General features: G+C 62.0%; 14 protein-coding genes. 4 read left to right on the plus strand and 10 right to left on the minus strand.

Going from position 1 to position 14,166, the window contains the following annotated elements; genetic code table 11:
- The first annotated feature begins 118 nt into the window (after positions 1–118).
- Positions 119–1,123, plus strand: a complete 1,005-nt coding sequence (locus tag AC1RBR_RS19725) for an NADP-dependent oxidoreductase (RefSeq protein WP_492566222.1) — start codon at positions 119–121, stop codon at positions 1,121–1,123.
- 121 nt (positions 1,124–1,244) lie between these two features.
- On the opposite strand, the gene pyrF is transcribed toward AC1RBR_RS19725, so the two are convergent.
- Positions 1,245–1,943, minus strand: a complete 699-nt coding sequence (gene pyrF, locus AC1RBR_RS19730; RefSeq protein WP_204895128.1) for an orotidine-5'-phosphate decarboxylase — start codon at positions 1,941–1,943, stop codon at positions 1,245–1,247.
- A 295-nt stretch (positions 1,944–2,238) separates the two neighbouring features.
- Between pyrF and AC1RBR_RS19735 the strand changes: the two genes are divergently transcribed.
- The 3 genes from AC1RBR_RS19735 to xopAW all read left to right on the plus strand — a co-directional run bounded on the left by AC1RBR_RS19735 (position 2,239) and on the right by xopAW (position 5,123).
- Positions 2,239–2,988 carry a response regulator gene (locus tag AC1RBR_RS19735; RefSeq protein ID WP_041073744.1) on the plus strand — a complete coding sequence of 250 codons (750 nt, stop codon included), beginning with the start codon at positions 2,239–2,241 and terminating at the stop codon, positions 2,986–2,988.
- Positions 2,988–4,037 carry a sensor histidine kinase gene (locus AC1RBR_RS19740; protein WP_166497969.1) on the plus strand — a complete coding sequence of 350 codons (1,050 nt, stop codon included), beginning with the start codon at positions 2,988–2,990 and terminating at the stop codon, positions 4,035–4,037. Before AC1RBR_RS19735 ends, AC1RBR_RS19740 begins: the two co-directional genes overlap by 1 nt.
- Positions 4,038–4,271: 234 nt before the next feature.
- A complete protein-coding gene (gene xopAW, locus AC1RBR_RS19745; protein ID WP_492566224.1) occupies positions 4,272–5,123 on the plus strand; it encodes a XopAW family type III secretion system calcium-binding effector in 852 nt (283 codons plus the stop codon).
- 1,001 nt (positions 5,124–6,124) lie between these two features.
- Here xopAW and AC1RBR_RS19750 read toward each other — a convergent pair.
- From AC1RBR_RS19750 to AC1RBR_RS19790, 9 genes are all read right to left on the minus strand, one after another.
- Positions 6,125–7,165: an AI-2E family transporter gene (locus AC1RBR_RS19750; RefSeq protein ID WP_492566225.1), complete on the minus strand. Its 1,041-nt coding sequence runs from the start codon at positions 7,163–7,165 to the stop codon at positions 6,125–6,127.
- Between the two features lie 69 nt (positions 7,166–7,234).
- Positions 7,235–8,041 carry a DUF4892 domain-containing protein gene (locus tag AC1RBR_RS19755; RefSeq protein ID WP_115984147.1) on the minus strand — a complete coding sequence of 269 codons (807 nt, stop codon included), beginning with the start codon at positions 8,039–8,041 and terminating at the stop codon, positions 7,235–7,237.
- Between the two features lie 115 nt (positions 8,042–8,156).
- The gene (locus AC1RBR_RS19760) at positions 8,157–9,011 is read right to left on the minus strand and encodes an alpha/beta fold hydrolase (RefSeq protein WP_204895124.1); all 855 of its coding nucleotides are present in this window, start codon (positions 9,009–9,011) and stop codon (positions 8,157–8,159) included.
- Positions 9,008–9,814, minus strand: a complete 807-nt coding sequence (locus AC1RBR_RS19765; RefSeq protein WP_115984148.1) for an alpha/beta fold hydrolase — start codon at positions 9,812–9,814, stop codon at positions 9,008–9,010. The genes AC1RBR_RS19760 and AC1RBR_RS19765 overlap by 4 nt, the downstream gene beginning before the upstream one ends.
- 118 nt (positions 9,815–9,932) lie before the next feature.
- Positions 9,933–10,376, minus strand: coding sequence for a hotdog fold thioesterase (locus AC1RBR_RS19770; RefSeq protein WP_007957810.1), 444 nt, complete (start codon positions 10,374–10,376; stop codon positions 9,933–9,935).
- Between the two features lie 31 nt (positions 10,377–10,407).
- Positions 10,408–12,063: an AMP-binding protein gene (locus AC1RBR_RS19775; protein WP_492566228.1), complete on the minus strand. Its 1,656-nt coding sequence runs from the start codon at positions 12,061–12,063 to the stop codon at positions 10,408–10,410.
- Between the two features lie 202 nt (positions 12,064–12,265).
- Entirely contained in the window at positions 12,266–12,718 is a 453-nt protein-coding gene (sixA, locus tag AC1RBR_RS19780) for a phosphohistidine phosphatase SixA (protein WP_492566229.1), read from the minus strand.
- Positions 12,715–13,062, minus strand: a complete 348-nt coding sequence (locus AC1RBR_RS19785; protein ID WP_095137170.1) for a DUF4389 domain-containing protein — start codon at positions 13,060–13,062, stop codon at positions 12,715–12,717. The genes sixA and AC1RBR_RS19785 overlap by 4 nt, the downstream gene beginning before the upstream one ends.
- 18 nt (positions 13,063–13,080) lie before the next feature.
- A complete protein-coding gene (locus AC1RBR_RS19790; RefSeq protein WP_166497762.1) occupies positions 13,081–14,106 on the minus strand; it encodes an NAD(P)H-dependent glycerol-3-phosphate dehydrogenase in 1,026 nt (341 codons plus the stop codon).
- Positions 14,107–14,166: the final 60 nt, after the last annotated feature.

Here is a 14,166-nt window from a genome sequence, read left to right on the forward strand (position 1 = left end):
AAAGCCTTCGGGCGACTATCACTGCACTGGATCATTGCGCATTCGCCGCATCAGCCGACCTTGCAGCATTGGCCTCAAGGGTCTATCAACAAGGCTTCATTCAGTTCGAGTGCCTGCCATGACCAGCCAGACCAATCGCCAGTTCCTGCTCGCCAAACGCCCGGTGGGCGCCGCCACCCGTGAGACCTTTACCTACCAGGAAGTACCGGTCGGCGAACCGGCGACAGGGCAGATTCTGGTCAAGAACGAATACCTGTCCCTCGACCCGGCCATGCGCGGCTGGATGAACGAGGGCAAGTCCTACATCCCGCCGGTAGAAATCGGTGAAGTCATGCGCGCCTTGGGCGTCGGCAAAGTCATCGTCTCGAACAACCCGGGCTTTGCCGTCGGCGACTACGTCAACGGCGCCCTCGGTGTGCAGGATTATTTCCTTGGCGAGCCCAGAGGTTTCTACAAGGTCGATCCGAAACTGGCACCGCTGCCGGTGTATCTGTCCGCGCTGGGCATGACCGGCATGACCGCCTACTTCGCTTTGCTCGATGTGGGCGCACCGAAGGCCGGTGACACCGTGGTGCTGTCCGGGGCTGCCGGGGCGGTGGGCAGCATTGCCGGGCAGATCGCCAAGATCAAAGGCTGCCGGGTGGTGGGCATCGCCGGGGGCGCCGACAAGTGCAAATACCTGATCGATGAGCTGGGCTTCGACGGCGCCATCGATTACAAGCACGAAGACGTGATGGCCGGGCTCAAGCGTGAGTGCCCGAAAAGCGTTGACGTGTATTTCGATAACGTCGGCGGCGAGATCCTCGACGCCGTGCTCAGCCGTCTGGCGCCGAAAGCCCGGGTGGTGATCTGCGGCGCCATCAGCCAGTACAACAACAAGGAAGCGGTCAAAGGCCCGGCCAACTATCTGTCGCTGCTGGTCAACCGTGCACGCATGGAAGGCTTTGTGGTGATGGACTACGCCGCGCAGTACGCCAGTGCCGCGCAGGAAATGGCCGGCTGGATGGCCAAGGGGCAGCTCAAGAGCAAGGAAGACATCGTCGAAGGTCTGCAGACCTTTCCGGAGACGCTGATGAAATTGTTCAGCGGGGAGAATTTCGGCAAGTTGGTGCTGAAGGTGTAAGCCACCGAAACAATTGTAGGAGTGAGCCTGCTCGCGATAGCGGTGTATCAGTCACAATCAATGTCACTGATATACCGCTATCGCGAGCAGGCTCACTCCTACAGGGTTCGGCGGTGTTTGATCAGGCCAGTTCGGCCACCACCGAAGCCAGTGCCTTGGCCGGATCTGCCGCCTGGCTGATCGGACGGCCGATCACCAGATAATCGGAACCGGCATCCAGCGCCTGACGCGGAGTCAGAATGCGGCGCTGATCGTCCTGCGCGCTGCCCGCCGGACGAATCCCCGGAGTGACCAGTTGCAGCGATGGATGTGCGGTTTTCAGGGCCTGGGCTTCCAGCGCCGAGCACACCAGACCATCCATCCCGGCCTTCTCGGCCAGCGCAGCCAGACGCAGCACCTGCTCCTGCGGCTCGATGTCCAGACCGATACCGGCCAGATCCTCGCGCTCCATGCTGGTCAGCACGGTCACGCCGATCAGCAACGGTTGCGGGCCGCTGCGTTTGGAAAGCTCTTCACGGCAGGCCGCCATCATGCGCAGGCCGCCGGAGCAATGCACGTTGACCATCCACACACCCATCTCGGCAGCGGCTTTCACCGCCATCGCGGTGGTGTTGGGAATGTCGTGGAATTTCAGGTCGAGGAACACCTCGAAGCCTTTATCACGCAGGGTGCCGACGATTTCCGCGGCGCAACTGGTGAACAGTTCCTTGCCCACTTTGACCCGGCACAGTTTCGGGTCCAACTGGTCGGCCAGCTTCAGTGCGGCGTCACGGGTGGGGAAATCCAGGGCGACGATGATAGGAGTCTGGCAGGCGGACATGGATGGGCTCTCAGGCAAGTCGAAATCGGCGCGCATTGTAGCGGAAGCGGCGGCGGCGCGGCACCCGATGATCGGTAAATCGTCGCCGCAACCGTGATCAGCATAGCGCTCGCGGCTATTGTGTCGAACCCGATACACAACCGACACGCCGCCAACAAGCGCCCGCGCTAGCCTCGCCAGCCGCAACACGTCCTTACATCAGCACTTCCCGCCTCACGGCAGGACGCCTATGCTGAAACCACCACCTCGCAGCCCATCTTTGTGGTTGGCGGCCTACTGGCAGATGAACAGCCCCATGCACAACACCCAGACCACCGTGACTGATGAGCAGAAAGACGACAAACGCTGGAGCATCCGCGCGCTGATCGTCGATGACGATGTGCCGATCCGCGAGCTGATGATCGACTACCTCGCGCGCTTCAACATCCACGCCAGCGGCGTCACCGACGGCGCAGCCATGCGTCAGGCAATGCAGGCCGAGCATTTCGACGTGGTGGTGCTCGACCTGATGCTGCCCGGCGAAGACGGCCTGTCGCTGTGCCGCTGGCTGCGCGCCGAATCGGACATCCCGATCCTCATGCTCACCGCCCGCTGCGAACCCACCGATCGCATCATCGGCCTGGAACTGGGCGCTGACGACTACATGGCCAAACCGTTCGAGCCACGGGAACTGGTGGCGCGGATCCAGACCATCCTGCGTCGGGTTCGCGATGACCGCACTGAACAGCGCGCCAACATTCGCTTCGACAACTGGCGCCTGAACAGTGTGCTGCGGCAGTTGATCGCAGACGATGGCCTGGTGGTGCCGCTGTCCAACGCCGAATTCCGCCTGCTCTGGGTGTTCATCGAACGCCCGCGCCGGGTACTCAGCCGCGAACAACTGCTGGACGCCGCCCGTGGCCGTTCGATTGAAGCGTTCGACCGCAGCATCGATTTGCTGGTGTCGCGTCTGCGGCAAAAACTCGGCGACGACCCGAAAGCGCCGCAGTTGATCAAAACCGTGCGCGGTGAGGGTTACTTGTTCGACGCGCGAGACATCGGCTGATGCGAGCGCGCTTCGACACGCTGTTCGGCCGCCTGTTTGGCATGCTGTTCGTGGCGATCGTCCTCGCGCACCTGCTGGCCTTTGCCTGGTTTCACCACTACGGCCCGCCCCCGCCACCACCCCCGCCGGAGTTTGCCGAGAGTGTCGACGGTCAACGACCGCCGCCGGATCCGCGTTTCGCCCATCGCCCGCCGCGTCCGTGGTTCGGCGGACCGCTGGTGCCGCTGACCTTCCAGTTCATCTCGCTGATGATCGCTGCGTGGTACGGCGCCAAACTGCTCACCCGGCCCATCCAGCGCCTGAGCGACGCCGCCGAACGCCTCAGCGAGAACCTCGACAGCCCGCCGCTGGACGAGTCCGGCCCGCGTGAAGCCCGACAAGCGGCGCACACCTTCAACCTGATGCAACAACGCATCCGCGAACAGGTACAGCAACGGGCACGCATGCTCGGCGCCGTCTCGCACGACCTGCGCACGCCGCTGTCGCGATTGAAGCTGCGTCTGGAAAAAATCGACGACGACAAACTGCAAGGCCAGATGCGCCAAGACCTCAACGACATGATCGGCATGCTCGACGCCACCCTCACCTACCTGCACGAACAACGCACCAGCGAGGCCTTGCAGTTGATGGATGTGCAGGCGCTGGTCGAATCGCTGTGCGAGAACGCTCAGGATCAAGGCGCAGACGTTGAAGTCAGCGGCCATTGTGCGCCGCTGCAGGTGCAGCCGATGGCACTGCGCTCGTGCATCAACAACCTGATGGACAACGCCCTGCGCTACGCCGGACAGGCGCGCATCGAACTGCAGGATCAGCGCGAGCAATTGCTGATCCGCGTAATCGATCACGGCCCGGGCATTGCCGAAGACAAACGCGAGGCGGTGTTCGAACCGTTCTATCGCCTGGAAGGCTCACGCAACCGCAACTCCGGCGGCGTCGGCCTGGGCATGACCATCGCCCGCGAGGCGGCGCAGCGCCTGGGTGGCCAGTTGAATCTGGAACAAACCCCGGGCGGCGGCCTGACCGCAATCATCCGCCTGCCGCGCACTTGAGAAACACACCTATCCCCTGTGGGAGCGGGCTTGCTCGCGAAAGCGGTGTGTCAGTCGACTTCGGTATTGAATGATCGGCCGCCTTCGCGAGCAAGCCCGCTCCCACAGGTTTCAGTGGTGTTCACTCCATCGTGTATACCCACCGGTACAAAGCCAAAACACCCAGGACAACTTGCCCCTTGAGTCTGCACAAGCCGGTATACCCACCGGTTCTACAGTCCAAGGAGTGAGCCCATGATCGGTAGCGTCAGCAACTACACGAGCTATACCAGCACCAGCAGCACCACCCAGAACGCCCGCAGCCAGCAACTGCAAAAGCAGCTGTTCGCCAAACTCGACAGCAACGGCGACGGCGCGGTGGACCAGGACGAACTGAAAAGCGCGCTGTCGCAGAAGTCCGACGATGGCCTGCTGGTCAACCTGAGCAAGCAATTCGGCGATTTGGACAGCGACGCCAGCGGCAGCCTCAGCGCCGAAGAAATGACCGCGATGGCCCCTCCTCCGCCACCTCAGGATCAAGCACCGAACACCGACCTCGCCGACGCCCTGATCAGCGCCCTCGACGCCGATGGCGACGGCGCCATTAGCAGCGACGAATTGAGCAACGGCCTGACCAGCGCCGGCAGCAGCGCCGACGGCAACCAAATCTTCTCGGCCCTGGACAAGAACAAGGATGGCACCGTCAGCCAGGACGAACTCACCGCCAGCCTCACCCCACCACCGCCACCACCGCCGCAACAAGCCTCCAGCGACGAACTGTTCAGCCAACTGGATGCCAATGGCGACGGCAGCATCAGCACGACTGAACTGAGCAGCGCCCTGCATACCAGCGACAACACCTCGACAACCAGCACCGACACCAGCGCTGCACTGCTCAAGGTACTGGACAGCGACAGCAGTGGCGGCGTGAGCAGCGACGAACTGAAAGCGGCGCTACAGGCAGGCCGGGATCACCCGCCCGAAGATCAGACCACCGGTACCCAGACCACCAGCGAAGCGCTGAATCGGATGATTGCCAACTTGAGCAAACAGTACTCGCTGGACAATGCTGCGTCGGTGGGCAAGTACCTGAATGTCGCGACCTGACCTTATGTCGTGATGGGGTGATCGTTTCCGTGCAGAGCTGTGGAAACGGTCATTTGGGTGTGGCCGTGAGAGGCTGGTTGCCTGATATGCCTCTTCGCGAGCAGGCTCACTCCTACAATTGGATGGAGTGCATTCAGTTGGAGATTGTTCGGCTATAAGGCCGCCTTCGCGAGCAAGCTCGCTCCCACAGTGGGAATGGGTTTATTCAGCTGGAAATTGGTCGGCTATAAGGCCGCCTTCGCGAGCAAGCCCGCTCCCACAGTGGGAATGGGTTTATTCAGTTGGAAATTGGTCGGCTATAAGGCCGCCTTCGCGAGCAAGCCCGCTCCCACAGTGGGAATGGGTTTATTCAGTTGGAGATTGGTCGGCTATAAGGCCGCCTTCGCGAGCAAGCCCGCTCCCACAGTGGGAATGGGTTTATTCAGTTGGAAATTGGTCGGCTATAAGGCCGCCATCGCCAGCAGGCTGGCTCCTACAGTTGGATGGAGTGCATTCAGTTGGAGATTGTTCGGCTATAAGGCCGCCTTCGCGAGCAAGCCCGCTCCCACAGTTGGATTGGGGGTGGTCAGTTGGAAACTGGTCGGCTGTCAGGCCGCCATCGCCAACAGGCTGGCTCCCACAATTTTTAACTGTATGCACCGCACGCGGCGAAGCCGCCCCACTCAATGGCCGAGTGTCAGCTCGCCGAAAGCTCTTGATCTTGCCGTGCCGGCCCCGTCGGCAGGCTGAGTGGAGAGATTTATCCGGGGGTGGGAGCGCAGCGACCGTTCGACGAAGTCGAACACATCGAGAGGAGGTGCAGCGAAGCAAACCGGAGGCGATGCCCCCGGATGAATCACGGAGCGAAGGAACCCGAGCCCCGGCGAGGGCCGAACGTTGGGGCAAGACTTTTTGGTTACTTTTGAGGCGTTTGTCAAAAGTGACTCGCCGTAAGGGCGAAACCGCCAGCCGCCACACCCAAACCAACGGATATGCCCACAACCCCAAAAAAGCCAAGGCGCCTAAACCCGAGCCTGACTCTTACTCCAATCCGTCAACAAACTATAAGCCACCGCCAACAACGTAGGCCCGATAAACAACCCGATAAACCCAAACGCAATCAACCCGCCAAACACCCCGAGCAACACAATCACCAACGGCAGATTCCCACCGCGGCTGATCAGATAAGGCTTCAACACGTTATCCACGCCACTGATGATGAACGTCCCCCAGATCCCGAGAAACACCGCCATCCCGTAATCGCCCTTCCACGCCAGCCAGGCCGTCGCCGGAATCCACACCAGTGGCGGCCCCATCGGAATCAGACTCAACAGAAAGGTCACGATCCCCAGCACCAGCGCCCCCGGGACCCCGGCAATCAGGAACCCGACCAACGCCAGAACCGCCTGCGCCGCCGCCGTACCGATCACTCCGTTGACCACCCGCTGTACGGTGCCGGCCACCAGCTCGATGTAATACCCGGCTCGCTCGCCGATCAGGCGCTGCAGCAGACCGTGCACAAACGCCGCCAAGCGCGGCCCGTCGCGATAGAAAAAGAACACAAAGACAATGCTCAGGGTCAGCTCGAGAATCCCGCCGCCGATCTGCGCACTGCGCGCCAGCAACCAGTTACCGACCTGCCCCAGATACGGTTTGATCGACACCATCAACGCCGCGCCCTGCTGATCGATGCTGTTCCAGATACCCACCAGCCGCTCGCCCACCAATGGCACGCTGCCGAGCCAGACCGGCGCCTCCGGCAGACCATCGACCTGCACATCCTTGATGAACGCCGTGGCATCGCGCACGTGATCGGCCAGGTTGAACCCGAGCCACACCAGCGGCGCCGCCACCAGCAACATCCAGCCCAGGGTCAAAATGGCCGCGGCGAGTGATTCGCGGCCATTGAGCCAGCGGGTCAGCAGACGCATCAGCGGCCAACTGGCGAACGCCAGCACCGCGCCCCAGAACAGCGCCGACCAGAACGGCGCCATCACCCACAGGCTGGCACCGAACAGCACCAGCAGGAGGATTTGCACCAACAGCCGATCGTTATTGAGCATGTAAAGTCTCGAAGAAGTCAGTCGGTCAAAGAGTAGGCGAACACACCACGCGTGCACGCCCAATACAGCTTATCGCAACAGATCGATGCGCAGGCCAGAGCCATCGGCGCTGCCCGCCTCCATCCGCGCCGCCCGCACACCCTGACCGATCAATGCCTGACGCCAGGCCTCGGCCTTGGGTCCGGCAATCGTCACGCGTTGGGTGGTGTCGAGGTTCAAGCCACGGGAAATCAGTCGTAACCAAGTGTCATCCGGATCGCCGGTCAGCTTGGGAAAGTCCAGTTCGCCGGTACTTTTGAGCTGTCGCAACAGCGTCGCCGAGGTCGGCAGCAACTCGCCCAGCGGCGCGCCCGCTTCGAACTGCTCGACATGCAGGTAGGCTTTGCGATTGCCGCGGGTGATGCTGTAGAGCGCCACCAGGGTGTTGTCCTTCGGTGCGGCCAGACGCAACAGCAGATAGGCCTGTTGCTCATCGGCACCGTACAGCTTGGCGTTGCCGAACACTTCATTGGCCCACAGGCTGCTTTCGCCGCAATCGCGGGCCTGACACCAGAACAGCAACTCGGCGTCCTGCTTTTGCAGGGCTTCGCGGGCGGCGGTGAAGGCCTCGGTGGCGGAATGCTCAGGCGGCAACTCGTAGGTGACCGAAGTGGTCTGGCCGCGCGCCGTGACCTGGCCGTCAAAGCGCAACTGGCCGCTGATCTTGCGGATCGAGCCGAGCGGATAGATCCGCTCAAGCTCCACAGGAGGGCGATAGTCGACAATCTGCGCATCGGCCAGACGCGGCACGATCTGCAGATCCTGGCTGCCGGGCACATCGGCAGCGAATAGAACGGGACTGAAACAGCACAGCGCCAACAGACTGAGTGACCGCATAGTCAGGCTCATCGGATCGGCATGGCTTGGCGGGTCGGGGTCGCAGCGGTATAGAAATCCATCGTGTTTGTCTCCCATTTCAACCCGCCCAGCCTCGACAGTTGCCCGGTGCAAGTCAAGGAATGGCGAAGAACCGATTGAAACAGTCTGCGACAAGGTCGGCACCGGACTCATCGTTCAGGTGCAAATGATGCCCGCCCGCCAGCTGTTCCTGGCTAAAGGGTAGACGCTCCAGCAACTCCGGATGTTTGGCCAGCATGCCGTCGGCGGCGACCACCAGTTGCGCCGGACACGTGATGCGCTGGACGAAGGCCATCGCCTGCTCCTGAGTCAGGCGCAGCGGTGACGGCAGGGTCAGACGATTGTCGGTGCGCCAGGTATAACCACCAGGTACCGGCATCAGACCGCGTTGCGCCAACAGCTCGGCGGCTTCGCGACTGACCGCCACCAAGCCCTTCATCCGTGCTTCGATGGCACGATCGAGGGTGTTGTAGACCGGTTTGCGCTTCTCACGCAGATCCAGCTGCGCCTGCAGGGCCATGCCCATGCGCTCGGCGGCATTTTCGCCTTTGTCCGTAGGAGGAATCACCCCGTCGATCAACGCCAGGTGGCTGACGCGCTCCGGCAACGAACCGGCCAGCACCAGCGAAACGATCGCGCCCATCGAATGCCCGAGCAAGCCGAAGCGCTTCCAGCCCAGTTGCTCGGCAACCTGCAACACATCGTGTGCGTAGTCCCACAGCGCATAACCGGCGCCGTTGGGTCGATGCCCGGAATGCCCGTGCCCCGCCATGTCCAGGGCAATAATGCGCAGGCCTTTGAGCTTGGGTGCCAGGCGCGCAAAGCTGTTGGCGTTGTCGAGCCAGCCATGCAGGGCGATCACCGGCAGACCGTCCTCGGGGCCGAACAAGTGCGCCGCCAGTTCGATATGCGGCAGGCTCAGGCGCACTTCTTCGAAGGTCGGGTTCATGCGCAGTCCTTGTGTTGGCGGCGCTCCCAGCGCGTAAACAGCTCTTTGAGCAGGCGCGCCGTGTCTTGCGGACGTTCGAGCGGAAACATGTGCCCGCCAGGCATGCTCAGTGCTTCACCCTGCGGCAGGCGCCCGACGAATCGGGTGTGATGACGCATGACCACGCGGCTCTTGTGCCCGCGCACCACGGCCAGCGGCACCTGCAATTGGCGCGTGCGGCCCGGACTGGTGTGCGGCACGCCGCGATAGATGCTGATTTCGGTAGCCGGGTCGAAGCGCAGACGCAACTTGTCGCCGACCGTATGCAATCCGTGCTGCAGGTAGGCATCGAAACATTCCGGATCGAAACCGCGAAACAGGGACTTGCCGGCAAAGTAGCTGCGCGCCGTGTCGAGATCGGCGAATTCTTCGCGCCGCCCCAACGTACGTCCGGCCGGGGTCAGTTTGTCGATGAAGCCGAAGCGCTTGGCCGCGCGGATCACCCACTGGTCGGTGCGAGTCAGCACCGGTGAATCGAGCATGACCACGCCGCGATACAGCTCAGGGCAGCGCAATGCTGCGTGCAAGTGCAACACGCCGCCAAACGAATGGCCGACGCCCCACACCGGTTGATCCTGTTGCTGCAAATGGTGGATCAGTTCGTCGACCAGGTTGTACCAGTTGTCGTCCGCCGGGAAACGCGGGTCATGGGCATGCACGTCCAGATGCGCAACCCGGTACTCGGGCGCCAGCGCCGCGAACAACTTGCCATAGGTGCCCGAAGGAAAACCGTTGGCGTGGGTGAAAAAGATCGGTTGCGACATGCAGGTTTATCCATGAGCGGAAACATGCCGCTGATTGTCCGCAAGAGCGCGGCCCTGAGCAATGACCGTAACTGCCAGGAATGATGACAGTCCGGTCATGGCGATGGCGCATCTGACCTCAACGCGCCGGCGGTTGCTCACCCAATGGCACCACCGCCATGGTCAACCTCGACACACAACTGGCCTTACCTTCATCGCTGGTCAAACGGATGTCCCAGACGTGCGTGGTGCGACCAATGTGAATCGGTTTGGCCACCGCGGTCACCCGCCCGCTGCGCAAACCGCGCAAATGGTTGGCGTTGATCTCCAGCCCCACGCAGTAAAACTTGCTGGCATCGATGCACAGGTAGCTGGCCATCGAACCGACGGTTTCCGCCAGTACCACCGAGGCGCCGCCGTGCAGCAGACCGTAAGGCTGGTGGGTGCGGTGGTCGATGACCATGCTCGCTGTCAGCGATTCTTCGTCGAAGGACTCGAAGCGGATATCCAGCACTTCGCCGATGGTGTTTTTCTGGATTGCGTTCAACTGCTCGATGTTCGGAGTGGTGCGCCACAAGGTCATCGCAGGCTTCCTTTGTTGTTTTGATCGTCACTCAATCCTGCCACAGCACCGCCTCGCTGCGCGCGCTCCATTCTTCAAACCGCGCGCCGTAGGTGTCTTCGATGACATTGCGCTTGATCTTCAAGGTCGGCGTGAGAAAGCCGTTTTCCACCGCCCAGCTGTCCTTGACCACCACCAGCCGCCGCAGACGCTCGTGCTTGTCGAGCACGGCGTTGACCTCTTCCAGCAGTTTTTCCAGGCTCGAATGCAGACTGGCCCGCCCTTCTTCCTGATTGACCGTCGAGAGCACGCACAAGCCCAGCGGCGCGCTCAGACCATCGCCGACCACACAGACCTGCTCAATGCGCGAGTGCACCGCCAGCCGGTTTTCAATCGGCGCCGGGGCCACGTACTTACCTTTGCTGGTTTTGAAGATTTCCTTGAGCCGGCCGGTCAGGCGCAAGCGGCCCTCGGCATCCTGTTCGCCCTTGTCGCCGGTACGCAGAAAACCGTCCTCGGTGAGGGTCTCGGCGGTTTTCTGCGGCTCCTTGAAATAGCCGAGCATGTTCGCCTGACTGCGCACCTGCACCTCACCGGACTCGTCGATTCGCACTTCGACCTCCGGGCACGGTTTGCCGATCCAGCCCTGTTTGTATTGGCCCGGCAGGCAGATGTGCGAGTAGCCGCAACTCTCAGTCATGCCATAGACCTCCAGCACATCGAGGCCGAGTTTCTGATACCAACTGAGCAAGGTCTGCGGCACCGGCGCCGCGCCAGACAGGGCGACGCGCAAGGCATCAAGCCCCAGCCCGGCCAGCACCTTTTGCCCGACCCGCTTGCCAATGAATGGCAGGCCGAGCAGGAAATCCAGGCGCTTGGCCGGGATCTTGCCGTACACGCCCATCTGGAATTTGGTCCAGATCCGCGGCACGCCGAACATCGCCGTGGGCCGCGCCCGGCGCAGATCGGTGATGAAGGTGTCGAGGCTTTCGGCAAAGAACACCGTTTGCCCGGTGTAGATCGAGGCCAGCTCAACGAACATGCGTTCGGCGACATGGCACAGCGGCAGGTACGACAGCAGCCGGTCTTGCTCGTTAAGCCCGAACAGTTGCGTGCCGCGAGTCGTGGCGAACCCCAGATTGGCAAAACTGTGCATCACACCTTTAGGCAGCCCGGTGGTGCCGGAGGTGTAGATGATGGTTGCCAGTTGCTCGGCCGCAGGACGCGGGTCGTCCTGGATCGGCGAGCTTTTTTGCAGGTCATCCCAACTGAAATCGAACTCGCCGAGCGGGTGCAGCGGCAGGCTGATGGTCGGCAAATCCGCCGGCACACCGACGGACATGCCCGGCCAGTCATCAAGCTTGCCGATGAACGCCAGCACACTTTCCGAATGCGTCAGCACCTGATTCACCGAGTCGGCAGTGAGGTTGGGATACAGCGGCACCGAGACGTGCCCGGCCATCCAGATCGCCAGATCGGCAATGATCCAGTGCGCGCAGTTTTTCGAGATCAGCGCGATGTGGCTGCCTTGCGGCAATTCCCGTGCGCGCAGCCAGTGCGCGGCGCAACGCGCTTGATGGCCGACGTCGGCCCAGGTCAGGGTCTCGACCTGCCCGCCGCCGATGGGCTGCACCAGAAAACGCTGGCGCGGATGCCGGGCCTCACGCTCGTAAAACACGTCCAGCGGCAAACGGAAGGCGGCAGACATGCGACTCGCTCCTGTTTTTTGGGTCTGGAGCAAGCGTAGTCAACCAAGCAAGTGCTTGGTTGGAAAATTCAAACAAATAATTTCAACTGAAAATGAGGGCCCTGTGGGAGCGGGCTTGCTCGTGAATGCGCTCTATCAGTCACTGTAAATGTCACTGATAGACCGCATTCGCGAGCAAGCCCGCTCCCACAAGGAATCAGCGTCAGGGGTGCGTGAGGCTGTTGAGGGTCATCGAGCCGATCAGCAGTTCAGGACTTTCCAGCTCGGCCAACCCCGCCGTACCGACCTTCTCCGGCGGATGCCCGGCGCCGTGCTGCAGATAGCTCAGCAGGTTGCCCACCAACGGATTATGGCTGACCAGCAGCACATTGCTCACCGACACCAGTTGATCGGTGACCTTGTCCGGATCGCTCTCTGGCTTCAGCCAATCGACCGTGCGGATCTCCGGCTCGAAACCCAGCGCCTCGCGGACAATCTGTGCGGTCTGTTGCGCACGCAGATAAGGGCTGGCATAGATCGCCGTCAGCGGCTGACCGATCAACCGGGCTGCACTGCTCAACGCCTCTTGGCGACCCTGTTCGGTCAACGCCCGCTCGGAATCGGGGCACGAGCCATAAGGCACCGCCTCGCCGTGACGCAATACCCAGAGTTTCATAGCTTGGGTTCCTCATCACGGGCCGGGTGCGGCGCTGGCGGCACGGCGTGCGGCGCTTCGCCTTCCGGGGTACGCGGGGTCGGCCAGTCGGCGAACGGCCAGGGTTTCTGGTCGCTGTGAAAGCTGCCGAAACGGCCGATCTGCGCGAGGAACTGGCTCAGGCTGTCGCCGAAATTCATCAGGCTGGCGCTCGGCGCGCCGTAAATCAAACGATAGATCAGTTGCACCAGCACGACGGCGCCGAGGATGAACTGCGCCACTTGCCAGACCAGCACGTAGACGATCATCCACAGCACCCGCAGGAGAATGGATTCGTACTTGGCTTCGGTTTTCGGATCGTTCATGGCTCGCTTCCTGTTGAATCAGTTGAAACCGCTGGTGGAAATAAAGTCGACGTCGGTTTTCGGTTCGGCACGCATCAGTAGACCGATCACCTGCTCCAGCGTGCGTCCCTCAAACAGAATCGCGTGCAACCCGGCGACCAGCGGCATGTACACGCCAACCTCCTGGGACTTGGCCTTGAGCACCTTCAGGGTGTTCACACCTTCGGCGACTTCGCCCAGGCGCGACACCGCTTCATCAAGGCTCAAGCCCTGACCGAGGGCAAAGCCGACCTGGTAGTTACGGCTCTTCGGCGACGAGCAGGTGACGATCAGATCACCGACCCCGGCCAGACCGAGGAAGGTCATCGGGTTGGCGCCCTGATTCACCGCAAAGCGCGTCATCTCGGCCAACGCACGGGTGATCAGCATGCTCTTGGTGTTCTCGCCCATCTCCAGCGCCACCGCCATGCCGGCGATGATCGCGTAAACGTTTTTCAACGCCCCGCCCAGCTCGACGCCGAAACGGTCAGCACTGGCGTAAACGCGGAAGGTGCGACCATGCAGCGCAGCCTGCACCTGTTTGCACAATTCTTCGTCTTCGCTGGCGACCACGGTGGCGGTCAACGCATGCTCGGCGATCTCCCGCGCCAGATTCGGCCCGGACAGCACGCCAATACGCGCCTGCGGGGCGATCTCTTCGAGGATCTGGCTCATCAGTTTGAAGGTGTGCGCTTCGATGCCCTTGGTCAGGCTGACCAGCATCTTGCCGCTCAGGCGCTCGGCGTGGGTGGCCAGCACCGTGCGCAATGCGCTCGACGGCAGCGCGACGAAGCACAGCTCGCAGGCGTCGAGGGTGGCCTGCAGGTCAGTGACCGCAGTCACTCCCGGCAGAATCTTGATGCCTTTGAGGTAACGCGGGTTCTCGCGGTTGACCCGGATGGCCTCGGCCTGCTCGGGGTCACGCATCCACTGCCGGACTTGATGGCCGTTCTCGGCCAAAAGGTTGGCCACGGCGGTACCAAAACTTCCGCCTCCCAGGACCGCAATCGGGCGCTGTTCAGTCATATGCAATCCGTTAATCCATACCAGTGGCGATGCCGGCATTATACGGGGCGACCGGAGCGC

The organism is Pseudomonas sp. GW823-FHT01D03 (assembly GCF_058798255.1).

Coding starts and splice junctions, on each gene's coding strand:
- AC1RBR_RS19725 (WP_492566222.1), top strand. CDS start 119: ATGACCAGCCAGACCAATCGCCAGTTCCTGCTCGCCAAACGCCCGGTG.
- pyrF (WP_204895128.1), bottom strand. CDS start 1,943: ATGTCCGCCTGCCAGACTCCTATCATCGTCGCCCTGGATTTCCCCACC.
- AC1RBR_RS19735 (WP_041073744.1), top strand. CDS start 2,239: ATGCACAACACCCAGACCACCGTGACTGATGAGCAGAAAGACGACAAA.
- AC1RBR_RS19740 (WP_166497969.1), top strand. CDS start 2,988: ATGCGAGCGCGCTTCGACACGCTGTTCGGCCGCCTGTTTGGCATGCTG.
- xopAW (WP_492566224.1), top strand. CDS start 4,272: ATGATCGGTAGCGTCAGCAACTACACGAGCTATACCAGCACCAGCAGC.
- AC1RBR_RS19750 (WP_492566225.1), bottom strand. CDS start 7,165: ATGCTCAATAACGATCGGCTGTTGGTGCAAATCCTCCTGCTGGTGCTG.
- AC1RBR_RS19755 (WP_115984147.1), bottom strand. CDS start 8,041: ATGCGGTCACTCAGTCTGTTGGCGCTGTGCTGTTTCAGTCCCGTTCTA.
- AC1RBR_RS19760 (WP_204895124.1), bottom strand. CDS start 9,011: ATGAACCCGACCTTCGAAGAAGTGCGCCTGAGCCTGCCGCATATCGAA.
- AC1RBR_RS19765 (WP_115984148.1), bottom strand. CDS start 9,814: ATGTCGCAACCGATCTTTTTCACCCACGCCAACGGTTTTCCTTCGGGC.
- AC1RBR_RS19770 (WP_007957810.1), bottom strand. CDS start 10,376: ATGACCTTGTGGCGCACCACTCCGAACATCGAGCAGTTGAACGCAATC.
- AC1RBR_RS19775 (WP_492566228.1), bottom strand. CDS start 12,063: ATGTCTGCCGCCTTCCGTTTGCCGCTGGACGTGTTTTACGAGCGTGAG.
- sixA (WP_492566229.1), bottom strand. CDS start 12,718: ATGAAACTCTGGGTATTGCGTCACGGCGAGGCGGTGCCTTATGGCTCG.
- AC1RBR_RS19785 (WP_095137170.1), bottom strand. CDS start 13,062: ATGAACGATCCGAAAACCGAAGCCAAGTACGAATCCATTCTCCTGCGG.
- AC1RBR_RS19790 (WP_166497762.1), bottom strand. CDS start 14,106: ATGACTGAACAGCGCCCGATTGCGGTCCTGGGAGGCGGAAGTTTTGGT.